General features: G+C 46.1%; 21 protein-coding genes. 12 read left to right on the plus strand and 9 right to left on the minus strand.

All coding sequences use genetic code 11. The features are described from left to right. The first annotated feature begins 350 nt into the window (after window positions 1-350). From PSE7367_RS17145 to pheS, 3 genes are all read left to right on the plus strand, one after another. Window positions 351-794: a tRNA (cytidine(34)-2'-O)-methyltransferase gene (locus tag PSE7367_RS17145; protein ID WP_041700019.1), complete on the plus strand. Its 444-nt coding sequence runs from the start codon at window positions 351-353 to the stop codon at window positions 792-794. 909 nt (window positions 795-1,703) lie between these two features. Next, complete coding sequence (locus PSE7367_RS20725) at window positions 1,704-4,304, plus strand: peptidoglycan DD-metalloendopeptidase family protein (RefSeq protein WP_015166609.1); 2,601 nt, start codon at window positions 1,704-1,706, stop codon at window positions 4,302-4,304. 314 nt (window positions 4,305-4,618) lie between these two features. After that, window positions 4,619-5,626, plus strand: a complete 1,008-nt coding sequence (gene pheS / locus PSE7367_RS17160) for a phenylalanine--tRNA ligase subunit alpha (protein WP_015166610.1) — start codon at window positions 4,619-4,621, stop codon at window positions 5,624-5,626. A gap of 193 nt (window positions 5,627-5,819) precedes the next feature. On the opposite strand, the gene PSE7367_RS22185 is transcribed toward pheS, so the two are convergent. Beyond that, a complete protein-coding gene (locus PSE7367_RS22185) occupies window positions 5,820-5,990 on the minus strand; it encodes a hypothetical protein (RefSeq protein ID WP_156800425.1) in 171 nt (56 codons plus the stop codon). A 56-nt stretch (window positions 5,991-6,046) separates the two neighbouring features. On the opposite strand from PSE7367_RS22185, the gene PSE7367_RS17165 reads away from it, so the two are divergent. From PSE7367_RS17165 to PSE7367_RS17180, 4 genes are all read left to right on the plus strand, one after another. Continuing rightward, window positions 6,047-6,487, plus strand: a complete 441-nt coding sequence (locus tag PSE7367_RS17165; protein ID WP_015166611.1) for an ExbD/TolR family protein — start codon at window positions 6,047-6,049, stop codon at window positions 6,485-6,487. A 142-nt stretch (window positions 6,488-6,629) separates the two neighbouring features. Further along, a complete protein-coding gene (locus PSE7367_RS17170; protein ID WP_015166612.1) occupies window positions 6,630-7,832 on the plus strand; it encodes a hypothetical protein in 1,203 nt (400 codons plus the stop codon). 674 nt (window positions 7,833-8,506) lie between these two features. Further along, window positions 8,507-8,911 carry an AbrB family transcriptional regulator gene (locus PSE7367_RS17175; RefSeq protein ID WP_015166613.1) on the plus strand — a complete coding sequence of 135 codons (405 nt, stop codon included), beginning with the start codon at window positions 8,507-8,509 and terminating at the stop codon, window positions 8,909-8,911. A 130-nt stretch (window positions 8,912-9,041) separates the two neighbouring features. Further along, window positions 9,042-9,560 (plus strand): pentapeptide repeat-containing protein, encoded by a 519-nt coding sequence (locus PSE7367_RS17180; protein ID WP_015166614.1) that lies wholly within the window; start codon window positions 9,042-9,044, stop codon window positions 9,558-9,560. 160 nt (window positions 9,561-9,720) lie between these two features. Here the strand turns inward: PSE7367_RS17180 and PSE7367_RS17185 are convergent, their stop codons facing one another. Both PSE7367_RS17185 and PSE7367_RS17190 read right to left on the minus strand, forming a co-directional pair. Then, the gene (locus PSE7367_RS17185) at window positions 9,721-10,515 is read right to left on the minus strand and encodes a GUN4 domain-containing protein (RefSeq protein ID WP_015166615.1); all 795 of its coding nucleotides are present in this window, start codon (window positions 10,513-10,515) and stop codon (window positions 9,721-9,723) included. A gap of 38 nt (window positions 10,516-10,553) precedes the next feature. Then, complete coding sequence (locus PSE7367_RS17190) at window positions 10,554-12,155, minus strand: S8 family serine peptidase (protein WP_225882664.1); 1,602 nt, start codon at window positions 12,153-12,155, stop codon at window positions 10,554-10,556. 453 nt (window positions 12,156-12,608) lie between these two features. Between PSE7367_RS17190 and PSE7367_RS17195 the strand changes: the two genes are divergently transcribed. Continuing rightward, window positions 12,609-13,385: a photosystem II S4 domain protein gene (locus PSE7367_RS17195; RefSeq protein ID WP_015166617.1), complete on the plus strand. Its 777-nt coding sequence runs from the start codon at window positions 12,609-12,611 to the stop codon at window positions 13,383-13,385. Between the two features lie 38 nt (window positions 13,386-13,423). Here PSE7367_RS17195 and PSE7367_RS17200 read toward each other — a convergent pair whose 3' ends face one another. The 3 genes from PSE7367_RS17200 to PSE7367_RS22785 all read right to left on the minus strand — a co-directional run bounded on the left by PSE7367_RS17200 (window position 13,424) and on the right by PSE7367_RS22785 (window position 18,053). Beyond that, a complete protein-coding gene (locus PSE7367_RS17200; RefSeq protein WP_015166618.1) occupies window positions 13,424-14,020 on the minus strand; it encodes a hypothetical protein in 597 nt (198 codons plus the stop codon). Between the two features lie 451 nt (window positions 14,021-14,471). Further along, complete coding sequence (locus PSE7367_RS17205; protein WP_015166619.1) at window positions 14,472-15,647, minus strand: aromatic ring-hydroxylating dioxygenase subunit alpha; 1,176 nt, start codon at window positions 15,645-15,647, stop codon at window positions 14,472-14,474. 270 nt (window positions 15,648-15,917) lie between these two features. Further along, on the minus strand, window positions 15,918-18,053 hold the full coding sequence (locus PSE7367_RS22785) for an FAD-dependent oxidoreductase (protein ID WP_015166620.1): 2,136 nt from the start codon (window positions 18,051-18,053) through the stop codon (window positions 15,918-15,920). A gap of 1,282 nt (window positions 18,054-19,335) precedes the next feature. On the opposite strand from PSE7367_RS22785, the gene PSE7367_RS17215 reads away from it, so the two are divergent. Next, window positions 19,336-20,112, plus strand: a complete 777-nt coding sequence (locus PSE7367_RS17215) for an ABC transporter permease (protein ID WP_015166621.1) — start codon at window positions 19,336-19,338, stop codon at window positions 20,110-20,112. Further along, on the plus strand, window positions 20,067-21,023 hold the full coding sequence (locus PSE7367_RS17220; RefSeq protein WP_015166622.1) for an ABC transporter ATP-binding protein: 957 nt from the start codon (window positions 20,067-20,069) through the stop codon (window positions 21,021-21,023). The genes PSE7367_RS17215 and PSE7367_RS17220 overlap by 46 nt, the downstream gene beginning before the upstream one ends. Before the next feature lie 30 nt (window positions 21,024-21,053). Here the strand turns inward: PSE7367_RS17220 and PSE7367_RS17225 are convergent, their stop codons facing one another. Continuing rightward, window positions 21,054-22,757 carry a mechanosensitive ion channel gene (locus PSE7367_RS17225; RefSeq protein ID WP_015166623.1) on the minus strand — a complete coding sequence of 568 codons (1,704 nt, stop codon included), beginning with the start codon at window positions 22,755-22,757 and terminating at the stop codon, window positions 21,054-21,056. Between the two features lie 913 nt (window positions 22,758-23,670). Between PSE7367_RS17225 and PSE7367_RS17230 the strand changes: the two genes are divergently transcribed. Continuing rightward, a complete protein-coding gene (locus tag PSE7367_RS17230; protein WP_015166624.1) occupies window positions 23,671-23,895 on the plus strand; it encodes a DUF2997 domain-containing protein in 225 nt (74 codons plus the stop codon). A gap of 204 nt (window positions 23,896-24,099) precedes the next feature. Continuing rightward, window positions 24,100-24,579 carry a hypothetical protein gene (locus PSE7367_RS17235; RefSeq protein ID WP_015166625.1) on the plus strand — a complete coding sequence of 160 codons (480 nt, stop codon included), beginning with the start codon at window positions 24,100-24,102 and terminating at the stop codon, window positions 24,577-24,579. 156 nt (window positions 24,580-24,735) lie between these two features. On the opposite strand, the gene PSE7367_RS17240 is transcribed toward PSE7367_RS17235, so the two are convergent. Both PSE7367_RS17240 and PSE7367_RS17245 read right to left on the minus strand, forming a co-directional pair. After that, window positions 24,736-25,236, minus strand: a complete 501-nt coding sequence (locus PSE7367_RS17240; protein ID WP_015166626.1) for a YceD family protein — start codon at window positions 25,234-25,236, stop codon at window positions 24,736-24,738. A gap of 81 nt (window positions 25,237-25,317) precedes the next feature. Next, complete coding sequence (locus tag PSE7367_RS17245; RefSeq protein ID WP_015166627.1) at window positions 25,318-25,839, minus strand: Jag family protein; 522 nt, start codon at window positions 25,837-25,839, stop codon at window positions 25,318-25,320. Window positions 25,840-26,294: the final 455 nt, after the last annotated feature.

Raw genomic sequence — 26,294 nt, forward strand, 5'->3', positions numbered from 1 at the left:
TACCGATCGCTAAATACTTTTAATCATTAAATAGCGATCGCTTATAACTATGATGATTGAAATTTCTGTCGCTTGCATACTTCTAAATACTGATAAGTGCTTAGTTAAGGGTTGGGAGTAGATCAACGTCACCCCAGTCGATCGACCTTAACTTTCATGATGCCAGCTAACTATATAAATAGTCTTATCTATATTAGTGCGATGTGCTCCCTAAAACCTGGAAAACTGTGTTTATTGCTACTTAAATTAATAAATTAGTTAACTGTTAGCCAATTTAAGGCTTAGTTGCTGTATTCAGCATTCAGGCTTGCCCCAAACAAAAACAAACAATGCAAACTCAAAATAACCAGATGTTGAACGTAGTTCTTGTTTATCCCGAAATTCCACCAAATACTGGCAATATCGCGCGAACTTGCGCTGCATCGCAAACGCCGCTCCATCTAGTCGAGCCGATTAACTTTGATATTAGCGATCGGGCGGTGAAAAGAGCTGGCCTGGATTACTGGCCCTACGTGGATTTGCACACCCACAAGGATCTAGATGCACTGGCGGCTGTTTCCGGTCGCTGGATTTGTTTTTCTGCCCACGGCACCCAGCATTTTAGCGAGTTTAACTACCAGCCCAACGATTGGTTGCTATTTGGCAGCGAAAGCAGTGGTTTGCCCAAATCAGTATTAGCAGCGCATGAATCAGTCTATATCCCGATCGCCCATCCTAAGGTGCGTAGCCTCAATCTCTCGGTATGTGTGGCTCTGGGTTTGTTTGAGGCCAAAAGACAACTAGGGTTGCTTTAATGCTAGAAGAAACTGCTTGGGCAAGAACTAAGGATCGCCCAGGTGTGAGCGGTGAATAGTTCGAGCGATTTTGCACTATACATCGCTTGAAAAGCTCGAAAAAGTATGGGTTGGGAAATCTAACCTTTAGGCAGCACCGTAATTAACTAAACCCACGATCGACATTTGACTAAGTGATTAGAATCTAGCGATCGAGCAAGACCCCATAAATCAGGGTTTGGTAACACGAACAACAGGAATTAGCTAACCAATGAATAGATAGGCGTTTATTCTTACCACATGTCCATTGGGGGTATGAGTGATCCTGGTCACAGGATCGGGGGCAAAAGAGTCATTCTGGCCAAAAAAGTTCCCCAGCCAGGGCAAAAAAATATTAAATTTGCTAACAAATCAGAAAAAGGAGCATTTTAAAGAAAAAAGCAGTTATATTGAGCTAGATGAAGCTTAGTTGATTTTATTTTTGGATTGGTTATTCTGATACCCCAGTAAAAGTGATTACATAGTATTAACACTTTAGAAACATTATTAAGTTTTCTGCTTCAAATCAAAGCGATCGCTGTTAATCTTTGATAATCAAATTCGGCAAACGGATGCCCACTATGCTGAATTCGGAAACTTTTACTTCCCAGGTTTTGTTGGCTTATATCCGCAATCCACAGTTGACAAATCAAGATTTAATATGCATTTACATCTTTTTTGTGGCTCGATGCATGAAAAACAAAAATAAAATGTTCGCCGTGAACTTGTTTACTGGAAAGAACCAATGTAACTTAGCTTTCGATACTTGATCAATTAGGGCTCCTCCCGGTCACGTCGCTTACGCGGAGGCATAAGCCATACAACCTAGTAATTTTCGACTGCGTTAAATAAATTAATAATTGAAGCGCAGCTAGTTTAAGGAGGCCATATTTGAAACGACTATCTTCGCCAGAAGAGGACTTGCTGTCCAAAGTTCCCCATAGCCGATTGAACCCACAGCGGTCTTCTTTGAAGGTGCGTAAATCGCTTGCGTTGTTGGGTCTAGCATTATCGGTTGGAACTACAAGTGCACTGATTAGTCAGCAAAGCTCAAAAGAATTGGAAGCAACACCAGTTGCCCAATCACCCAAAACATTAGTGAATGTACTGGGTCAAAATTCAGAACTGAAGTATGAGCTAGCACGTGCAGCGATCGCCTCTGGTAGCTGGGATCAACAACAGCGGGGTGTGGTGACCCATGAGGTTAGTGAGGATGAAACGCTTTGGCAGCTTACTCAGATTTATCAGGTAGATGCTGCCGCGATCGCCGTGTCCAACGGAATTAGTGCTGCCACAGAACTGCAGCCTGGTACCAAGTTGGTGATACCGCCTGTGAATGGTCTTATTCACAAGGTTAAGCCCGGTGATACCCTCGAAGCGATCGCTAAGTTTTACCAAGTTCCTGAAGGTGAAATTGTTAAGTTCACCTCCTTGGAAAGTCCAGAATTTCTTTCTGTCGATCAACCGCTAGTAATTCCCGGTAATGTCACGGCTTTGCTGGACATTCGTGAGGAAGATGCCAAGCAGCGTTTGATTGCCGAGCGTCAACGTTTGCAAAAACGCCTACAGGAACTCGAAGGTAGTGCTGTTTTGGTAAGCAATACGGTTGAACCGATCAAAAAGCTACCTAAATACACGGTTTATCGAGTCAAGAATGGTGACACCCTAGAGATGATTGCTCGTCGCTATGGCATCTCTCAAGAGTCGATCTTGAAGCTAAATGAACTGGAAAGTGCCCATTGGCTTGAGTTAGATCAGGAACTAAAGATTCCTAATGGTAAGCCCTTGCCACAGCTTAAGACCGTTGCTAATACCGAAGAAGCTGGAAAGGTTTTGCCAATTGCGCCAGCGGTTGCCCCATCGATTGTAGGTAATGCTGATGGTGTGGATGTTGAGGCCAATGTTGATAAAGTTGCATCGATCGATAAGCAGATCGAGCCGGCCGCCGAAGTTGGCGTTAAGGTAGCCGCTGCAACCCCAATTGTGCCTCCTGGCGATCGCAATCAAATCGATCCTTGGGGTGGCATGATGCAGTTAGCTGGGCCAGATTTAGCTAAGGATATTCCCACGGATTCTTTCCAAGAAGAACAGTTAGCCCTGTCTCAACCCTTGGTTTCTGCAACCAGTGGCAAGCTGCCGGTAGCGGCTGAGTCCAATGCGTTGACAAATAAGTTGACAGATAAGTTGGCAAATAATAAGCCGGCTGAGCAAGTAGCGATCGCGGTCTTTCCATTCCTACAGAATGAAGATTCGGTTGATTTGCTAGAGCAAACTACGGCTGGATTAGGTCTTAATAATCCTGATGTGGCGGCATTGCCAGCACCAGAACCGAGTTTGGAAGTTGCCGCAGCCTCAATTACAGTTGCGCCCAACAGCCCAGCGGTGGCGATCGAGCAGGGTTTAGAGATTAATAATCAGCCAGTTGATACAGTATCTCAGCCCGCCGCCGAGCCAAGCGTAAAAGCACCTCAGCAAATTGCGGCTGCGCCCATTGCGCCTGGGATTGCTGCTAATGCGATCGAACAGGGTATTCAGAGCGTTAATCCTGGTAAGGCAGCGGTAAGCCCGAATCAGCCAGCAGCCGAACCAGCGGTAAAATTACCCCAACAAGTCGTAGCAGCGGTATTACCCGCGCCAGCAACTGAAGCAACTGAGCAGAATGTTGCCATTGCCAATCAGTTGAATGCACCGCAATCATTGCCTGCCAGTGAGCCGCCAGTTCAGGTAGCTGCTGCGCCAACTCTGACTGCTGTAGTGGCCAATCCGATCGCTGATGCCCTAGAACAAAGCATCCAGCAAAGTGCCCCCACTGATACGGTAGCGCTATTACCAGATTCGGAAGCCCGGATGACCTCTGTGGAAATCAAGCGGTTGGAATCGGAAGTGGATACCCTGCGTGACCAAGTACGTCAAGCAGAAGTAGAAGCTGAAGCCCAACGCCAAGAAGCTTACAAGATTGCAGCGGCTGGCCTTTCTCCCAACAATGGGGCGGACAGCAGATATGATCCTAACCGTGAAGCGATCGCCGAAGTTGGTAATTCTGGTTTACCACCGGAGCTACCCCAATTAATGGCCTCGGCTTACTTGCCCGAAGTCAATGACTATGGCCTGTCCAGTGGTTACATCTGGCCTGCTGATGGCATCTTTACTTCTGGCTTTGGCTGGCGTTGGGGTCGGATGCACCAGGGGATCGATATTGCTGCACCCACAGGTACGCCAGTTTGGGCTGCTAGTAGCGGTGTGGTGATCTATGCGGCCTGGAATAGTGGTGGCTATGGCAACCTAGTTGAAATCCGCCATGCTGACGGTACGATCACTCGCTATGCCCACCTGAATACAATCTATGTCCAGGAAGGTCAACAGGTTGGTCAGTCCCAGGTAGTTGGTACGATCGGTAGCACTGGTTTTAGTACCGGGCCCCACCTCCACTTTGAAATCAGACCTAGTGGTGGTAGTGCAGTTAATCCGATGGCATATCTAACTTCTAGATAGGTTGATTAGCTGATTTTGCTAAGTCAATAGCCAATTTAAATTATTTAAAACCTTAGATCATAAAGTGTCTGGGATTGTGGTTAATTCCGGTTCCCAGGCCAGATCTACAAAATTTGAGGAGTGATGCAAGGGAGCGATTCGATCCGATCGCTCTTTTTGCTTGTTTGGCTGTTAGCTGTTTGGCGATCGTTTAGTTTTGCCATAACTGGCTCTAACCTTAGTAAGCTATACTTGCAAAGGTAAAATATTTAATATTTAGCAAATTTAGCAATCTGGAACTATCTTCAAACCAGAGCAAATTCAAATCAAACCCCATGAGCGATCTCGAAACCCTAACCTCTCAACTCCAAGAACTCTCCACTAAGGCAGTTGAATCTGTCCAAGCCGCCATTACCCCTGAGCAACTCGAACAGGTCAGGCTTGAGTTTTTGGGCAAGAAGGGGGCATTGTCTAAGGTGTTGGGTGGTATGGGTAAACTGCCAGGAGCCGATCGACCTAAAATAGGCGCGATTGCCAACGAGATTAAACAAACTCTGCAAACCCAACTGGAACAGCAAAAAAATGCCCTACGCCAGGCGGAAATTGCCAAACGCTTAGAATCAGAAACCCTGGATGTGACTATGCCTGGGGTGATGCGTTTTCCCCAGGGGCGGGCGCACCCATTGCACAGTGCGATCGATCGGGCGTTGGATGTGCTAGTTGGTTTGGGCTATACGATCGCCCAGGGGCCAGAAATTGAAACCGAATACTATAACTTTGAAGCCCTTAATACTCCTGCCGATCACCCGGCCAGGGATATGCAAGACACGCTTTATTTAACCGATGGCAAGCTGCTGCGGACCCAAACTTCGTCGGTGCAAATCCGTTATATGGAGGAAAATGATCCCCCCTTGCGGATCGCTTGCCCCGGTGGGCGGGTTTATCGCAAAGATGAAGTAGATGCTACCCACTTGCCCATTTTTCATCAAATCGAATTGTTGGCAGTTGAAGAAGGCTTAACCTTTGGCGATCTCAAGGGCACCGTTACAACTTTTGTTGAGCAGCTTTTGGGTGAACAGGTAGAAGTACGCTTTCGCGCCAGTTACTTTCCCTTTACTGAACCCTCCGCCGAGGTGGATGTTAAATGGAAGGGGCGCTGGCTTGAACTTGGCGGTTGTGGCATGGTTGACCCAAATGTATTTAAGGCGGTGGGCTATGACCCTGAAGCGGTTTCTGGGTTTGCCTTTGGCTTTGGTGCCGATCGCATTGCCCTGGTGTTGCATCAGATCGATGATATTCGGCTGATGGTGGGTAGTGACCTGCGTTTTTTGCGCCAGTTTTAAGTTTTAACCCTATTTAGCTGATTGGCTAGTTAGAGATAGGGGGAACTATTTTAAGGCGCGATTGATCATTAGATTAGTTAGTGGAATTAGCCCTATGCATATTTCTTTTAATTAATTTGATTAAAGAGTATTAAAGAGTAAGCAACCATAAGCTAGCTCCTGGAATCAGATCAATCAGATCAATAGGTCTAAATTAAAACGATAAAATAATTTCTACCCGATCGCGGGAAGCATCGCCGACAATTGTTGTTTCATACTCATGCATACTTAAGCAGCAAACTAAGGGAAAATCCAGGATTTGATTGACTGGTTGCCTGATTACCTGAGCCAGTAGAATTTGGGGCGATCGAACTTGTCTAGCCAATCAGCTCAATTGTGGCAAACTCCGGCAAAAAATTGAACCACTGCTCTATCCCAAACATGAAAATTCGATCGGCCTATGGCTCCAGCAGCACCGAAAATAGTTCACCGACCGAGATCAACATCATCCCCCTATTAGATGTGGTGTTTTCGATCCTGGCCTTTTTTCTGCTGATTTCGACTGGTTTGGTTGCCCCACAGCGTATTGGTGTAGAACTGCCGCAAACAGATAATAATGGGGAGCAAACTAACGCCCCCACCCGACCGATGTTAGTGGTTACCCTGGATGCCAGGGGGCAGACCTTGATCGATGGCAGTATCATCTCTGATATATATTTAAAAGCTGAGATCGAAGCCTATATCCAGGCCAATCCTACTGCTCTGGTGGTGCTCAATGCCGAAGATGAATCGGTTAGCTATGCAGAGGTGATTAATAAACTGGATGAATTACGGCAAATTGCTGGCGATCGGGTGGCGATCGCAACTTCGACCCAGCCCTGAGATTAGATTTTATGGCTGTTGGATTTAATCTTTAAGCTTTAATTTACCGAGAGATGGCAAACTCAATCTGATCATATGGGTGTAGATATAGGGATTTTGAGCAAGTGACCTTGATGAACTAGAGATTAGTTGAGAGCAAGCAATGGGCAAGCATTTAATTAAGGCAATATTCCGCCATAAAATTATTAGCTGGGGAAACACAAACCCGAAGCGCAACGTTTTAGTAAATTTAAGCAAAGATCCCTTCTGGTTATTGCTGCTCCTTTCGGCGGTTGCCCATGCGGCCTTTTGGTTGTTGCTGCCCAATCCCCTGGAAAAATCAAAGCAGGCCGATCGCTCTCAGCCGGAAGAGATCGAGGTGGTTTCGGTGGTGCCAGTGGTGAATTTGCCAGCCCAGACCGAACCCAGCCAACCCATTGATCAACCCTTGATTACGCCAACCCTCGATCGCCTGGCAGCAGATCAAGTGGAGCTTAATCCCGTTGATAGCGATCGCCAACCCTTTGCCAGCATCCCCGATGAATCTAAGGATGAATCTAAGTTTGACTCTGGCAAATTGATTGCCCTGAATAGCCAAGACACGATCACTGCAGATCAACAGGACGATCCCACCCAAACCGAGCCTGAGAATCAAGCACAAGATCAGTCTGGAACCAGAGCAACTGATGAAACTAGCCCTGATCAGAAAACTGCCTCAACTAGTGATGTTGATCCGCAATTTAATCAGAGTGCTGGTGATCTGAATATTGATGATTTAGAATCTTCAAATGAAGCAGAAGAAGTAGAAACTGCATCAGAGCCTGGGAATATATTTTTTAAGGGCGATCGCGCTAAAAATCCGATCGCGGCCAGGAATCAAACCAATCAATCAGGCAGTATAAATACTGATTCGTTGCCAGCTAGTAATGTCTCAGAACAAATTATTAGCAGCGATGATCAGGCATTTTTGCAAGTTATTAATGATCACAAATACAAAGACAAACTATTAATTAGGGTGATCGCCCCTGCTAGTAAGCCAGTCAAATCAGATCACAGAGAACCCAAAGTTGAATGGATTCCTTTGGATGTTAATCAGCTAGCAGCGCTTAAGGCAGAAATTAATAATCTCAATCCAGAAAGTAAAGAGATAAATATTGCCCTATTAGTTAGCCCAGCAGGCACTGTAGAGAAAAGCTTTATTGAAAGCAGTGAGATTGAGGCACTAGATAAAATTATTAGTAATACGGCCAGGGGATATTACAACAAGTTTGAACCAATTTCACAACAGTCTGACTCGCAATCAGCTACGCAGAAATATCGCTATGTCACAATCAAGTACGAACTAGATCAATTTAAATTCGACTAGTCAATAAATAGTCAAATCAATACATATAAATTTATTTATTTCACCGGCACTCAAATCTTATATTATTTATATTAGGCTGGTGTCCGTGCATGAATACTTGCGTATAAATACTTGAACTTGAATATTATGGTTGGGGCAAGCCAATTGTAATTGCCGAGAATTGTGTTGTGCCTGCGATCGATTTATCTGTTTGGCTCGACTCTTATTTCTTGGCCAAACATTAACTAAATGGAAATCATAATTAGGAATAATCAGTTTAACTTAATCCTATAAATTAAGTATTAGTTTAAGCGATCGATTCCTAATGTTGGGTAACGAAAAATCAGTTAGTAAATCATTAATCTAGCTTGATCTAAATGAATTTCAGCTATGTGATTGAGAAATTAAGCCGATCGCATTCTTTGTGATCCATACTTTGGCTCCGATCGAGTAAATTCATAGCCCCATTCAATCCGAATTAATGAGAATTAATGATTAGCTATAGTTTGGTGCAGGTTGCAGGTTGAATTAATTAACTCTAACTGGTCTAACTTGGTTGAATAAAAGCCAAATTAGGCGCGATCGACAATTCCTAACAATCCCAAACAATCCCTAACCCGTTACGATTTCTCCGCTCAATAGATGCAAACGCTATTAACTTTATTAATAAATAACCCCATAACTTTGGTAAACCCATGAGTGACATTGCTACTGCCCCCCTAACTGGTAAAGCCTTGCTCCAAAAGGTAAAAGAACTCAGCAACCTCCCGAAACGAGAGCAGGCTAAACGCTGCGGCTACTATACCCTTTCTAAAGATGATCAATATCGGGTGAATTTAACCGAGTTCTATGAGGCCGTGATCACAGCCAGTGGCTATCCGCTTGATCCTGAACAGCCCAAAGATGGCCGGGGGCGGGAGCCAACCTATCGGGTGAGTGTGCATAAAAATGGTCAGATTGTGATCGGCGCTACCTATACTCAATCGATGGGGCTAAAGCCCGGTGATGAATTTGAAATCAAACTGGGGTATAAGCATATTCACTTGATTCAACTATCAGAGGGCGAAGATAAGCCAAGTAAGAATGGCAAGTCTGCTTAGCTGAGTTTATTGGCTTTATGAAATTAAGGCGTGAGCAAAATTAATTTGTGTCGCTGGTAGGTTTAGATTAATCCAGCTAGAGCGAGCTAGAGTGTAAATAGAGTTTCAGGTAGAGTTTAGGTTGAGCGTTATGAATTATTGGTTTGATAAGGTGCAAGCTACTACTGCTGGTTTCGATCGAAATCAGGATGGCATTGATTTCTTTGCTCCCAGGCGCATTGCTTTTGCTGTGGCGATCGCCCTGGTTGGCTTTAGTAGCATGGTTGGCGTTGCCAGGGCTGAAGACCCGCGCGATGTTAATAAGTTATTAGATTCACGCATTTGCCAGGATTGCGACCTGCGCGGCGCAAACCTACGCGGTGCTTTCCTCAAGAATGCGCGATTGCGCGGTTCTGATTTAACTGGTGCTGATCTGCGTGATGCCACCTTGACCGGAGCATATTTCACTGGTGCAAATCTAACTGGCGCGGATTTAGCGGGAGCGGAAATGGAATGGGCCAACCTGCGCGATGCCAATCTTCAAGATGCTAATTTGCAGGATGCTAACCTAAGCCGCAGTGATTTAGATGGTGCAAATTTGGATGGAGCCGATCTGAGGGGAGCTAATCTAAGCCGTGCTAAAATGCCCGACAATACGATCCACCCTTAGTAAAAGTTTGGGTAGTGCTGAACAAGTCAAGTTAACGCCTCAAAAGTTGGTAGGAACGGTAAAACAACTCAACTCTTCAGCCTCTCTTGGATCAATTCTGGGAAGCTTTGTCTGATATACCTCAGTGCTGAGGATCATTTCACTTCTTCCCATAAAACATCTATCGGCTCAGCGACTTGTAGGAAGGGTGCTGGCAACAATCAAACCGATCGCTAATTGCCTCGATCGTATTGATCCCAGAAATAAACGGCAGATGGCCCTTGGGCGCTCTCAGGGAAAAAGTTAGCTCCTCTGGTCGTTTCCAATGATAATCACCGGTTAAAAAGTTGCCGGAACGCCAGCCCACCTTGCGGCCAAACAAAATCCAGGCATCAGCTTGATCCCATCGTGCCCGATCGCACTTTTGCCAAAGTTCCACTTGCACGCTAAGCCCAAATCGATCGTTACTATATTGTCGCCACAGCCGATCGATCATCAACAGGTCTTCGCAGGCAATTGCCACAATTCGATCGCTAGTGATCCGTTTGGTATCACTAACCAGGCACAACTCCCGCAAAATCGCCACGGTCAGGTGTTCGGCTTTACGCCACTTCCGAGCCGCCAAGGTGGTAACCAGAGGGCGATAATTCATGCCAGTGCTGGTAAAAAACAGCGTGGCCAAACGTTGCTTGATTCTTTTCTCGGGGCGATCGCGGAGTAGATCATAGGCCGCCCACTGCACCCGATCGCTTGGATCGGTCAGTGCTTTAATCACTAAATCCAAACCCGCTTTACCATGATTAATCGCCTGGAATAAGGCATCGACGCGATGACGTTCATCCGCACTATTAAATAATCGCTGCACCCCTTCAAGACCACCCAGCATCACGCCATGCAATGGCAGAGACTGTCGATCGCCGGCAAGATCGCCACCCAGGATCACATCATTTTCACGCGGTTGGTTGGGGTCTGCCATGATTAGCGATCGTTCGTTAGTAAGTTAAGTATGGTTAGTTAATTAACCGGAACAGCCCACCAGGCAACGCCATAGGTTTGCACAGGCACACTGGCTTGAGGAGTTTTGAACACTACTCTAAATTTATATTCCCCAGTTTGGGGGATTTTGATAAAGATATGTTCAACATTATCGATTTTGCTGGTTGAGGCCCATACGCTTTGTTCAAGATCCTGGGCATCCTTGGGCATTAAATAGAGATCCAGATTGCTTAGATCTGCGCCCTCAAAGCGATCGCCCAGATCAAACAGGCCATTTCTTTGGGTTGTTTTGTCTTGTTCTTGCAGTTGCACCAGCCGATCCCAGGTCAAGGTAATCGCCACGTAGCTATCGGCCTGGAGGGGGCGATCGAAACTATATTCACGATAACTATTGACCTTAATTAAATTTTGATCCCAGGCGATCGGGGGCACAAGCCCTGGCATCTGTCGGCCTGGCTCCAATTGGCGAAAAGCCCGCATCGCATTGAGTTGTCCTGCACCCAGGTGCAAACTCAGCGGAATTTGTTGATTGCGATAGGCCGGCGTATCAACCCAGGTTTTACCCTGCTGATCGATGATTGTCTTGGACATGCCCAGCCGTTTGCCACTGCCATCATCCTTGAGTTTATCAGCGGCATTGAGGAGCACCGCCTTGGTAACCAGATGATTTCTGGCCTCTTTGCCCCAAACTCCAGATGCAATTTGCCGATCGCTATATTCTTGCAGCAGGGCGATCGCACCAGTGACATGGGGCGCAGCAAAACTACTACCACTAATTGTGGTCACCTTACCCTTGATGTTTGGCAGATCAATATCGGTGCCAGGAGCCAGAATCGAGAGCGATCGCCGCCCATTGATCGGGCTCTCTACGCCTGCTGTCCAGGTCTCATCCTGGTTCAAGTCCTCAAAATACTCACCCTCGTCAAAACTGCCATTGTTATCCCGATCGATATAGGACTCATCGATCAAATTACCGCGATCGAGCTGACTATAAACACCATCGATCTGACGTGTGAAGCCAACTGTAAGGCCATTGTAGTGATCGGTCGGGATCGGAATGCCCCCTTTGCCCTGATTCCCCGCCACCACTGCCAGGGTGTTGTACTTGATCGTCAGCCAATCCAGACAGAGCGTGAGCAAAGCTTCACCATTGAGGGTGGCATCGGGACGCGGGTCTTCGCTGAGCGGTTCGCCAAAACTTAGATTCATGGCGCGAATCCCGCCGTGCTGTCTGGCAATGTGCTGGGCGGCCAGGGCTGCTTCCGGTTGCCCATCCCGACGCGACATTGCATAGGCCGAGGAAAGTAATCTAGCCTTAGGGGCAACTCCTTGATAGATTTTGTTAGTGCTAATTATTACCGCTGCCACCTGTTCCGAATGGTCATCAATGAAGCGGTTGGGGATCGCGTCCCGATCGCGGCTAAACACCCCAAAGGGCTCTACCATTTTGCGATCGAGCTGCACCAGGCGATTGACAATTTTATCCATGCCAAAGCGGGTGGGTCGATTGAGTTCAATTTGACCTACATATATGCCCTGGCCAGACAGGTTATAGGGAGCTTGATGCAACTTGTCGGCTTCGATCCCCGCCGCCCCGATCGATTGATCTACTGCCGCCACGGGTGCTATGGGTGCTATAGGCAACAAACTAATCGCCCAGCTAACCAACACCACATAAAATCTGTTGATTTTTATTCTTTTGCTCTCTGTCCGCCTTTTTACCCGCATATGTCTATTGCCCAACCCGCCGACCATAATCGTGAATACTTACCTTCAGTTGCTCTATAACTTTCCTTTAGCTGTTCCGCAATTACCCAAGTAATTATCCCAGTAATTGCCCAAATCTAGATTAGTGCAAATTTAACTAGTGAGGTGAAACGATCGAATAGATGGAATAGATGGAATAGCAATTTCGGCATTTTCTATAATCCAATTCTATGCTCTAGTCACAAAGACTATGATAGGGATTAAGTTGAAAATTAGTTATTGAAATTCAGTTGTTGAAATTTAGTTTAAGAGATTGCCCCAATCACAACCGTTAATTACAAACTTTTAGAACCGAACCACATTACTATGCTGCCTCGTGATTTATTAGACGGGTTAGAAAATAAAGAAATCCTCAGCCGCTTGTTTGATCAGGGCGATCGCGCCTTGAATACCTGGGAAGTGGTGTGTAGTGATTTTTTGTCGCCACCAGAGCTGGCAGAAGCACATGAAGTCTTGAAGAAGCTGACTGAAATTCACGCTGTTTCCTGGGGTGGATATCCGCAGGCAGAGCGTTGCCGATTAGCTTTAGCGCGGGTTGATTTGCCCCTAGCGCCAGAAAATGTGGAACTGGCGGCGATCGATGTGGCGGGGAATTTTTTGTTTGATGCGGCCACCCATCGTGATTTTCTGGGTGCTTGCTTGGGCAGTGGCATAGAGCGCCAAAAGGTGGGCGATATTATTGTGATCGGGGAAAGGGGAGCGCAAATAATCGTTGTGCCGGAGTTGGTGGAATATTTAACCATGAACCTGACCCAGGTTAGAACTGTGACCGTGAAAACACAGCCGATCGAATTGAGTGAGCTAAAAATCAGGCCACCGCGCACTAAGGAAATGACCACGGTGGAAGCTTCATTGCGGCTGGATGCGATCGCCTCAGCCGGATTTGGTATGTCCCGCAGTAAGATGGTGGATTTGATCGCCGGAGATGAGGTGCGGGTGAATTGGAAGAGTGTGAAACAGTCTAGCCATCAACTCCAAGCAGGTGATCTGGTGGCGGTGCGCGGTCGCGGGCGGCTTAGCATTGGCGACATTATGATCACTAAGAAGAATCGCTATCGAGTGCAACTCACTAGGTATCTATAAAAATATCTATAAAAGCATCTATAAAAAAATTAGGCAATTTAAGGAATTTCACTCCAGCTCGATCGCCAGACCTGCTCTGCCTGTGCCACCAGCTTAGCTTGCTTTTTACGCTCAAGTTCTTCTTGGTGGTGGTGCCAACGATTAGACAAAACCCGCAACTGACTGCGATGGGACATCACCTCCCGATCGGCCAGTTCAATCTCATTTACCCGCAACTGAATTTGAGGTACATCTACCGCCTCTTGTGATTGTTTAAGTAGGTTTGCTGTGGCCAACATCTGATTAGCAGATTTAGATAGGGCTTCTAGATTTGCAGTTAACAGTTTTTCCACCATTTCGTGGGTGGGTTGTTGGGTTTGCGCCATCTCGATCAGTTTGGTCTGAATTTGGCTAGCGAATTCTTTGCCCAAAACTTGCAAATCCTGTTGCAACTGTTGCCGCGTTGATTGACTCAGTTGTAAAAAATCCTGGGGGCAAGATTGGGTGCAAATCTTATAAGCACTCAACACCACGTGGGATTGAATTGCCTGGGCGATCGATTCTACATATCCCCTAAAAGCCGTCTTGATCTCAACTTCAATCTCGGCGAGCTTTGTTTCTAATGCGGTTATTTCTTGCTCAATTTGCGCCAGCATAGTTTTTTAACCTCAACCATCGCTGATTGGTAATAATCCTGGGATCAAACGCATCTGCAACTAATTCTAGACTAAAGATTTAGAGTTGTTGAGGCGATCGGAAATCTTACTATATTACTTCTTCGCCGATTTATAGCCATACGATTAACCATGCGATCGCAATTTCATCTACTCCTCGACCACGTTAATTATGATTGGTCGCACTCTTGCAAAAGAGTTATCACAATCGCATTAGTCATCCAACTAATCAGCCTGAACCCTGGCAAACGCCTATTTTATGACAGAGGTATGAGGGCTATGAACCTTATCATGGCTACTCTTTAGCCACTATGTCACCCCGTCAGTAAAGATGCAACTTATCGGTTAGCTAACCGTAGCGATCGCTTGCTAAGAATGGATCATGCATGTTGTAGATTTATGCGATCGCCTCATAATATTGATTCAGATTGATTCAGATTGATTCAGATTGCTGCCTGATCAACTTTTGCACAGCACCCAAGGCTTTGTTCAGTTCAAAGCTTTTTAGGCTGGGATTTTTCAAATAAGCCTGTTGTTCTTCTTCCACCATCACCACGTCCTGAACCACTAAGCCTTCCAGTAATCCCCTAGCCGCATTAAATAGCAGGTTCTTCACGAACCGCCGGAAAGGTACTGGTAACTTATGCAATCGCCAAAAGGCATTAAGGGAGGTGAAATGCAGCAAATAGGCGCGGGTGTGGGTCGGGCTGACTGGGCAAAATAGGCAAAAGATTTTAAAGTCATCCCCCAACCGTGAAGCCCAATGGGGGTAAACATAGCTCACATCCAGCGGTTCGGGGTGTAAACGCCGTAATTGTGGGAAAAACAATTGTGATACCGACCAGATTTTGTCAATTCGGTAGTAGCTCTGGGCTTCGTAGTGGGCATCAACCCGCCGATCGCTGGCTTCGATATTGAGCAAACTGGCTGAAGCCCAAGCCTGGTAGTTATCATGCAAATGCCCATGATACATATCCATCAAGTTTTCGATCAAATAGGAATAGTGAGCCTCCGTATCGATCGTGGTGACTGAGGCAATGTAGTTAAGATGATCCCACTCTGGCACCCCCATTGGCTCGACTTGCTCCGCCAGAGCCAGATCACCGGGGAATAACCAGATAAATCCATCTAAATCCTGCACCGCATAGCGCTTGATCTGGCAGTTGGGTAATTTCTGGTTTTCCGCCAGATAGGGCACCACGGCGCAATTACCCTGATCATTAAACTGCCAACCATGATAGGCACATTCAAGATGATCGCCCACCACACAACCGTGACTGAGCTTGACAAACCGATGGGGGCAAGTGTCTTCAAGCGCATGTACCTGTCCTTTGCTATCCCGATAAATGACGATCGCCTCTCCCCAGAAAGTCACCGCTAACGGCTTTTCCTGTAGCTCACTAGAAAGCGCCACCACATACCAGTGATTTGGATTAGGGCTTGCCCGCCGCACATCAAAGCCACTCTTAGATTTAGTTTTGGGGCTTGCTTGATCAATCACTTGATTACTAGTAGCTACCGCATTGCGATCGCTAGCCTCACCATTGGCAGCAGTTGAACTAGCCTGAGGGCGATCGTCGGAATTAGAACGGGGGTCGATCGTTTGCATGGCAGAATTTAGGATCTATCTCGATGGAACAAGATGTTTAAACGTAGGTTTAATAATTTAATAAGTTTAATCATTAGATTAATAATAAATTTGCAAGTAATCGCCAGAGCAAAAGAACTCTTAAGAAATTAGGCTTTCAACTTTGCAAATCACTTAAAATCTCGATCAGTGAGCTGTTTGGCAAGAATATCGATCGCTCAGGTGCAAATATGGTCGCTCAATATTAAACTTGCACAATACACAACTTGACTTGATCAAGCATTCACTAGCCTAAGTCACCACCGACAGAACCCCTTCCGGCATCACCGTATAGAGCGTCCGTCGTTGCAGCGATTGCTGATGGATGATCGCATTGGCCGCCAAAAAGCCGCTACTGACCGCGCGTTCCATCAGGCCACAGGGAAAGGGCATTTTCACCCAATCTCCAGCAAAGAATAGGTTTGCCGCAGCAGTAATAGTCTCTGGGCGATTGGCATAGCTGTTGGGTGGGAAGCCAGAGAAGTTTTTCTGGTTCACCAACTCTCGATGCAAAATGCTAGCATCCTTCAGTTCCGGTACAACCTCATAGAGTTCTTGCTCAAAGGTGGCTAATAGCGCTTGCTGGGTAGGAAATTCTTTTTCCTTATAGCAATAGGCATGGAGTTCTACCACACTGCCACCGGTTTCCGCCGCCCAGGCTTTGTAATCATCCTGGATATGGTGATAGAGGGTGATGCTATCGGTGAGGCTGTAACCAGAGAGGGAAGTAAAATCGCTTTGTGTCCAGGGGAAGTCCCGATCGAGCCAGAATCGACACACTGCGAATGGATCCGCGATCGCCAATTCTTCTACCTGGCTGACGATTGTGGCCTCTGGGTCACCGGAAGCAATACTAAATAAATGCCTGATTCCTGGCACATCTGCGGCCAGCACATAGTAGTCAGTTTCCAGGGCTTGAATTTCATTGGCCTCTGGGTCAAGTTCAACCTGCTCGGCGATCGGCCTGGCTTTGGACTTATGGCGATCGTTCTGATCTATCTGTGCCACTAACTGCAACTTTTCACCCTGATGCGATACCACATCAAACTTATCGAGATCACGCTCCGCCGGGCCACGCACCACCTTGCCGCTACTATCAAACATTGCGCCATGACAGGGACAGTGGAAATTACCATCCGCTTCCATATGCACCGAACAACCCTGGTGGGTGCAGGTCAGCGACAGGGCTTCTTTGGCATCGGGCATCGCCGCATAAACGTCATCGCCAGCGCCATAAAACACATAGGAATTGGAATTGCTGGCAGTATCTGAATTATCATCACCTGAACCAGACAATCCAGAGCGATCGCTAGAGCTAATTAAACCTTCCAATTGGCCATCATCTAAGCTGGCCGAAGCAATTAGCGTGCTGTGGCTGAGGTGATTAAGGTGGTCATTGGCATCCACCCAAAAAGGAACCTGCGATCGGTTTTGGCCGACGCGATAACTAATTGACTTAACCTGGCGATCCTGCCATTGCACATCAGTAACGGTGGCATCGGTATAGATTTTGCCGCCATTACGCTCGATTGCCCGCGCGATCGGCTGTACCAAACTACGCCCCATGTCCTGCTTAGTGCCATTAAAGGCCAAACCCTCTGGATTGCCAAAAAAGTAGAAGTGGAAAAACTGCATTAGTTCTCCAGCGCTCAGCATATCCGGGGCATTCAGGCTGGATTTGGCAAAGGGCAAGAAATAAAGATCATATAAGCCCTTCGGGAAATCATCGTTGACCCATTCAGCGACAGAGAGATGATCGAGGCGTTGAAAACTCTTTTGGGCATGAAACCCGCTAATCTCACGAAATACTTCCCAATGCTCCTTTTTGGTTAAGTTCAGACCCCAGCGCAATCGATTCGACGAAGACAATGCCAAATCGGCCACATTCCAGGGAAAAGCTGAGCTACTTGGCCTAAACACCTCTGGCGCATAATCACCAGTTTTATAGGCAACCGTATAAGAATCCAGGGACAGGAAATTCTGCTCAATCCCTAATTCCGCCACCATACTTTTGAGGTTGTAATATTGCGGGAAAAAGCCATGAAACCCATGTTCCATCATCATCTTGCTGCCGTTCACCTCGATCGGCCAGCTGGCAATTTTGCCGCCCAGTTGAGGTGCCTTTTCCAGCAGAGTGACCACAAAGCCACGCTTGCTCAGTTCATAGGCACAGGCCAGACCGGCCAGGCCACCACCAACCACCGTCACACTGAGGGGGGTACTCAAAAACTGCGGCAAGTCACCTTTATCTTTCTGGAATACCGCTGGCTCTGGTTTACTGAATCGAGAGTAGCCAATTGCTCCTCCCACTGCCCCCACACCAAACATTTTCAGCACGGTACGACGGGAAACAGTCCGCAAGGGGTTTGAATCGAATAGTTGACTCATTAACTAAGTTGCCTAATTCTAAATCCTACAAGTATGTCTTGTGGGACCTCCCACACCAATATTCTTAATTCTAGTCATTCCTAACCCATAACTAGGGGGTTAGTTGCTAAACCTGGCTTGGTTATTTAAAGATGGCGATCGCTACTTAGCCACCTTGGCCAGACTCAACTTTGACTATGCCTAAACTAAGCCTAGATTTGTGTTCTCGTTTGCATATCCAAATGGATAAAAAATGGATAAAAGATAAGTCAACAAATTAGGTTGTGTTAGTTAATTCACCTAACCGGACAATTAACCAAACATCTGGGGATGCCAAGCAATCGACCAATCTAGATTTCTCAACTAAATTTCTCAACTAAATTTCTCAACTAAATTTCTCAACCAAGCTGCTAATCAGATCTTGACGACTGCAAGCAGGTTATTTCAATCAGACCATAAACCATAGTGCAAACCTGTGAAAACTGCTAATTAAATCAACAGCGATCAGATGGCATCAATAGTTTTAGGTTCAAGCTAACCTGACTGGATTAGCTGCATTTGGGTTAAGTGGGATTAACTTAACACCAACGGGCAGATTTTTAAATAAATCGACCAGAATTTAATTAATAACCCAAAATATCACCAATAATAAAATACTTAATCTATTCTTAGAGTCCAATCTTAAAGCATCCCAGCTTAGAGCATGGTTGTTGGTTTTAATATCTGCTTTTTTGATCTTTTTGATTTAATCACGCCAATCTCATTACTCATTACTAAATTGAAAATTTAGCTGGTTAGGTTCCTAATTAGTTTTTATTAGCTCACTAGTAACCTTTCCACCAGGAGATCGCTAGCCCCAAGAGCAGGTTGCCAAAATCAACTAGATCTATTAAAGCTAGACTAGTGCGGCCTTCAGCATATCTAGCGATCGCTAAGTCTAACAGACCTCTGCAACCGCTGATTTGTCGTCATAGAGAATCGACTGAGACCCCATTGCTTCACCCTAAACCAACCTTAACGATCGGCTCATTGTCCAACTGAATCGATCGCCAACCTATCACTAATGGCAAAAATAGTATTTTTACTTAGCCAGTTCTTAAATTCTAACTCTAGGTTGCCTTAATTCTAAGTTGTCGAAGATTTAAGCTTTAGGCTGTAAATTAGTTAACATCGATCACTTCCCACCAAAATCTTGCAAAAGATCTGATCTAGCAACGCTAGTAACCTAGAGCCGTACAATCTCAGAGGTTCCTTACGCATTGATGTAGGAAGTTCACTGCCCTCCCCATCGCAACACATAGTAATGAAATACTGGTATGAGACGATCGCCGTAGCCCAGCGCATTTTAATTGAACTAATTCGGCGGCGGCGCAGCTTGATCCTGTGGAGCATTTTCCCAATCTCAATTTTGCTAATTGTTGGCTTTATTTTTGCCGATCGCGTCGAAGATCTCCCCCTGGCGGAGGCGTTTGCCAGGGCTACTCCCCCAGCTTTAGTTGGTTCTGCCTTTTTCTTTAGTTGCCTGGGTGGGGCGGTGGCAACGGTGGTGTCAGAGCGCGAGCAACAAACCCTGAAACGTTTGTTTATTTCACCGCTTAGCGGCACTTCCTATTTCCTGGGTATATTTGCTGCCCATAGCGCGATCGCCATTGGCCAAGCTCTGGTAATGTTTACCCTGGCGGTATTTCTGGGAGCCAGATTTCGCGGTTCTCCGTTGCTTTGCCTGGTAATCCTGCTGCTCAGTATTATTACTTACGTGGGGTTGGGGTTTATTCTGGGCACCCAATTAGCGCGGCGCACCGAAGACGTTAATTCCCTGGTGGCGGCCTTTGGGGTACCGCTATTGATTTTGGGGGGTGCTTTTTTTCCCACCTTTTTGTTCCCCGAAAGTTTGCTGCGGCTGGCTCGGCTCAACCCGATTTATCACATGATTGAAGCGTTGTTTGCGGTAATAATTGATGGTAGGGGTATAAATGCGATCGCCGATCACTTTGGATTCTTATTGCTGTTTGCCATGTTGATGGTGGGAGGAGGATGGCTTTCCTACAGACGGATGTTACAGGTGGAAAGGCAGCTTTAGTGCCGATCCTGGAAATTAATCGCCTGATCAAAACCTTTAATCATCAGCCTGTGCTCGATCAACTCAGTTTGGGCATCTACCCCGGTGAGGTATATGGTCTGTTGGGCCCTAATGGTGCTGGTAAAACCACCACGATCAATATTTTATGTGGGCTGCTCAATGCCGATCGCGGCAAAATCAAGCTGAACGGTCAAGCTATCTCGGCCAGTAGCAAAGCCCTGTTGGGGATTGCGCCACAGGAAAATTTACTCTACAAAACCCTGACCTGCGTTGAGAATCTACATTTTTTTGCCAGTATCTATGGTCTGCGTGGCCAGGAACGCACTAAACAGATTCAAACCTGTCTGGCGGCAGTGGGGCTGATCGATCGCGCCAACTCCGCGGCTGAGACATTGAGCGGCGGCATGAAACGCAGACTCAGCATTGCGATCGCCCTGGTGCATAATCCTAAGCTGGTAATTTTGGATGAACCCACCACGGGCTTAGACATTGAGGCTCGCTATGAAATTTGGCAACTAATCCGCAATCTCAAACAGCAAAATATTACCGTGCTGTTGACCACTCACTTGCTGGATGAGGCCGAAAGACTGTGCGATCGGATTGGCATCCTCAAGGGCGGCAAGTTATTGGCAGAAGGTAGCTTAGCGCAACTGCGTCAGAAAGTACCGGCGGCGGAGATTCTCTTAGTTCAAACTGATCAACCAGAACAGACGATCGCCCATGCCCAAAAACTAGGTTTCACCTATCGCAAATATGACAATGAGCTGGCCTTTTGGTTGCCCAAGCCATTACCCCTGGCGGAGATCGTGAATTTATTTGCCACTGTGCCGCTCAATTCAATTTCTAAACAACCAGTGCGCCTTGAGCATATCTACGTGGAAGTAACGCAGCAGTCTCAAGACGCACATTAATTTAGAGATTATTTAGACTAGCTCAGGATTTTAGTAGTGATTCTGGTTGTCATCGTTGCGCTTAAAGTTTTCCAGCCAAGCACGGATTTGCTCAGCGGCAATATCGCGGCCACCCAAGCCAAAGGCCAGAGCGATCGCCACGGCAATAGCACCCAGCAACAAACCAAAGGCCAGATCGACAATATTACTGGCAATGCCCATTTGTTTGAGCGCCATCGCAATTACCAGCACCACGATCGAAATGCGGGCGGCATGAGCCACAATCCTAGCCTGTCGGCCACCGGGACTACTAATTAGCTGGAAGGCCAGGTTAGCCAGATAAAGCCCGATCGCAAAGATCACCAGACCAACACCAACCTGACCAGCGATCGCCAGAATCACCACCACAATCTCAGTCAGCGATTCAATTTCCAGGATCTCGGTCGAAGCGATCACAGCAATAAACATCACCGCAATGAAAGCAATCACACCCATAATTTCCGATGGCGTGGCCTTCGCAGGTGGTTCAGTTGGCTCAACTGTTGAAGAAACCACATTTGTAGCATCAACAGTAGGAGTGGTTTGACCAAAGTCTTCGGGTAAGCCCAAAATTACTGGCAAGCGATTGAAGCCAACGCCAGTCAGGATATTGGTAACAATCTGGCGCACAAACTGCCCCACCACATAAAAAACAGTCAGAATTACTGCAGCGGTAAAGAGCTTTGGTAATGCAGCCATTACCTGATTGAGCATGTCCGAGGCCGGATCAGAAATTGCCTCAATGCCCAATGCGTCCAGAGCGCCGATCGCAAAGGGGATTAAAATCAGCACATAAACCACTGTGCCAATTAACCAGGATAGCGATTGCTGACCAGGGGTGGGCAACAGATCTCGCTCATTGATAATCCGATCCAAACCCGCTGCCGACAGTGAATTGGTGAGTAATCGGCGCACAATTTGAGCCAGCAGCCAACCACCACCAATAATCAGCGCAGCTTTGGCGATGCGGGGCAAGGCTGACAGGAACTGATCGACCAGATTAACCACAGGATCGAGCGCTGCCTGCAGTCCTAGTGTATTGAGCACCAGGGGCAAAAACAGCAAATAAATAAACCAATAGACCACATTGGCGATCGTTTCGGTTAGAGCCACAGTTTCGGTGGCAGGATCAGTATCCCCCACTTGCTGCTCTACCTGCTGGTCAAACTCCACACCGTGGAGGGTGCGCACGATCACAACCCGCGCCACTGAAGCGATCGCCCAGGCTAAGCCAATTAACAAGGCTGCACCCCCCAGCTTGGGCAAGAAGATGGTTATTTCTTCTAAAAAGCTACTAATTGGCGATGCTTCAACGCTCAAGAACTGTAAAAACAGCACCAGCACAAACAGCATAATCAGATAGAAAACTACCCGACCAACCCATTTTTCGATCGGGAAATTGTTACTAGCGCCATCGCTGCCAGTTATCCAGCCAGCAATGCGATTGTCTATTTGAGTACGTTTGAGCAATTTTTCGACTGAACTAGCCAATACGATCGCCACAATCCAGCCCACTACCAGAATAAGGATCGCTAGCACAATTTGAATTACAGCATCCTCAGCCTCTAGGCCGAGCGAACTGAGAAAATTTGATGCGGCCGATGAATTTGCTTGGGCAACCAAGGGGCTGGTCGGTAAATTCGTTAAACTGACAAAACTATGATCAAGCCAGGGGATTGGCCGATCGACTAAATTTGTGAATAGATTTATACCCATGTCTTCCTAGTTATTGTTGACATCAACTAACCTAATGAATTTGTATTTGATTAATTTATACTTGATTAATTAATAATTAATCTTCAACTGCCACATTGATTAAACCTGAACAGGATTGCGAGCAGAAGCCCAAAATATCAATTGCTGGTCAACGGCACTAAAAACTCCAGCTAGAGTTCTGAAACAATTGCAAAGCCCAATTAACAGCAACTTTAAAAGTTTTCTTTCTAAGATTTAAGCTCAGAGCCCAACAATTAGTTTTAATCAGGAGATACACCATCAATCAACTAGGACAAATACAAATTTGTGGTTTAGGTAGTATTTCCTGGCGGCAATCACTGCAAATATCCCTTAATTAAGCTTTGCAGCATTTAGTAGAAAGATGCCTAATAATCGCTTTTGTTTAATAACCAATCTAGTACCTTCTAAAATTTGTCAGATCATTTTTCAGGCAAATCGATCGCGTCCAGCTAATTAACTAACCACCTATCTAAAATGGTTACCATATATGACAGGTTAAATAAAAGCCATAGATGGTAAAAATACTGTGAAATGCTGTTTAAGACCTTGATTTTCTTGGTATGAGTTAGTCTTGCTTAATTTGAATAAATATTCATTCCAGTTAATTAAAAACGTTAGATATGTAGAATTTTAGATATGTAGAATTAAGGATGTTTGGCATGGAACTATTGAGCCAGTCTCAACCCTTTGGCCTGATATCATTACATGTGCAGAATTAGCTAGATGGGTTAGATAAATTATTATTGTTTATTGCCATCCTTGCTGATATTAACTGGCAAAATTGGGTGGGCAGCGAAGCAAGAGCAGTTGAGTAAAATTGATCAGATTGAGCAAGGTGGTCGGGCATTGGGAATTTTGGGAATTAATTTAGAAGCATAAGAAACTAACAAATATGGCTGAATATCAAAGAATTGAGTACATCATTGGCAAAGATGGCAAGGTAACCGAAAAGGTGATCGATGGCGCTGGCAGCAGTTGCATTTCTAGCACTGCCTCGATCGAGGCTGACCTGGGGCAAGTTAGCGATCGGCAATTATTGCCGGAGTATTACGAAGAACTCAATCAAATCGATCTCGACAATGAGGAAACCCAATACACCAATCAATATAATCAATAATTAGGGAAATAATCAGTTTCAAGAATGGCTGCAAAACCAGATAATCTTGATGTTTTCATGATTCAGCAATTAAGCGCATAATCACCCAAACAGGTGATCCATAAGCACGAAGCGCATTTCTACTCCTGCCCGCTATAGTTAAATCAACTAACTGAATTGGTTTAGACAGTTAGATTGCTATGACTAAGGGAGGAGTTCCCCTACATGAAGTTACAAAAATTACGAAACATACGAAATACAAAACAGCATTTTAGTCTTAAAAGTTATCTTAATCTTAAAAGTTTAAGTGCTACCCTCATTTTTGCTACCGCTACCACCATTGGTGGCCTGATTGCTTTTCCCCTCAACGCCAGCGCTACCCCTGCCAAGTCTGGCGATCGCCCAGTCAATCAGGTAATCACCTCTGCGCCGGTGCAACAGCTACCTAATAGTGCTTACGATTCCCAAACCAATCATCAAACCTATTTTGGCATTGCTCCCAACGGTCAACCGATCGCAATTGATTACCGCGCCTACAACGCTACATCGGCAGCTAATCAACAGGCTCAGGCCACAGAAACATGGGTTAGGGTTGCCGATCGGGTTGGCAAGTCAGAATGCCTTCAAAATGTCTATACCGGTAAGGTGCTGTGTCAGGACATCGATAGCACTGACGATCGGTTAGTGATTAATGTTAGTCAATAAATAATAATTTCTAAGGTCGTGATTGGGAGCTGCGGCGATTGATTACCAGCAGTGACAAGTTAGTAACAAGTTAAAGCCGCAAAGATCGGCCTGGTTCACTAACTCAGGTTGATTCATGTGGGTAAATCGACATAAATTAATCAATTAATTAATTAATTATTCAGACAAATTAAGTGCCTGAAGCGCAGCCCAACGTTTATCTATCACTGGCGCATCATCTTCTAAAGATTCAGCAGTTTGGATCAAATCAGGAGCATCGGGGGCAAACTTTTGGACTGGGATCGCCAGCACCAACTGTTCATAGAGCCAGTTCTGGGGATCAAAATAGCCCTGCGGAGATAGGGTGTCGGCAAGATCGTCGAAGGTGATTTCGCGCTCCTTCGGAAAGTCTGACTCTGGTAGTGGCTCAAATAGCCAGATGTCTTCACTGGTATCGATCGCCAGACGGTGATTAAATTGCTTCAGGGTACGATCGCAGGTTAGCGTAACAATTGTGTTGGCAGTGGCAGAAACCGCAAGAAAGTTGCCCATATGACATACCTCGATCACCCCAGATACTGGCGTGAGTGAATCAAGACCATCGATGAACTGGCGAAACTCGATCGTCTCGGTGGCATCGATCGCCTTTAATAGCTGAGGAATGTAAATCCGCTCCATCCTAACCTCCTGGCTTACTCAGCGCGTAGGCCACCAAACATAAAATATAAGCAAAGCAATCAAGCAATTAATTATTGCGACTTACTCTATTTCTTCTACTTCCGCTGCTGTTTGCAAGCTTACAATCAAATGGCGGTGGGGCTCTCGACCACGACTCTCGGTTTTTAGGTCTGGATATTCCTTCAACAGATTATGCAAAACCTTACGTTCGGCAGCAGATAGATCGTCAATTTGTTCTGGTTGACTCGTTGATCTCACCTTTTCCGCAGCGGCGATCGCAATTTGCTGTAATCGCTGCTCGCGCTCTTGGCGATAGCCGTTGATATCAATGACATAGGACGATTGCTCTGTTTCTGCCAGACTGGCATTCAACGAAACATTAGCTAAATATTGAATTGCGTCAATATTAACGCCGCCCCTGCCAATGAAGGTTTCAACCTGTGCTTCACTCAAGTTATTGTGATCAACCGTTAATCGGCAGCTCGAATCACCGCGATCAGGGTCAACCTCAGCCGACTCGATCGTAGCGGCGATCGATGTTTCAAGTCCTAGTAAATCCAGTAAACTGGCTAGCCATTCTTTGCCTCTTTCCGTTGGTGGCATAGGTCTTATCTTATTTAGTGAGGGATAGCAACGTACCAATCAACGGCACAGATTATATAAAGCAAGGCAAAAACCTCGATCGCAATCAACTTGATTAAGCTAGAGCAACCTAGTTAAAGTTAACTGGATTTCGACTTTTTCTTCTTGCCAAAACCAGGCTCAAATGGCAGCGGCTCTCTTGGTTCGGACTGCTCTTCCTTTGCCTTCTTACCCTTAGCTGGTTTACGGGGCTTTTCTTTTTGCTCTTTCTGGGGCTTTGGAGCAGCCGACTTAGTAGCTTTACTAGCTTTGGCGGTCTTTGGCGCTGGAGCCTCTGACTGATCTGCTGAGTCTTCAACATCTACAGCTTGCTCAGGCTCACTAGATTCATTGAGATCTGGAGCTTCTGCCTGTGGTTCGGACTCTGCTGCTACATCCGTCTCAACGATTTCGGTTTGCTCTTGCTCAATTTCAGC

Source organism: Pseudanabaena sp. PCC 7367, assembly GCF_000317065.1.
In the GTDB taxonomy this organism is placed as follows: Bacteria; Cyanobacteriota; Cyanobacteriia; order Pseudanabaenales; family Pseudanabaenaceae; genus Thalassoporum; species Thalassoporum mexicanum.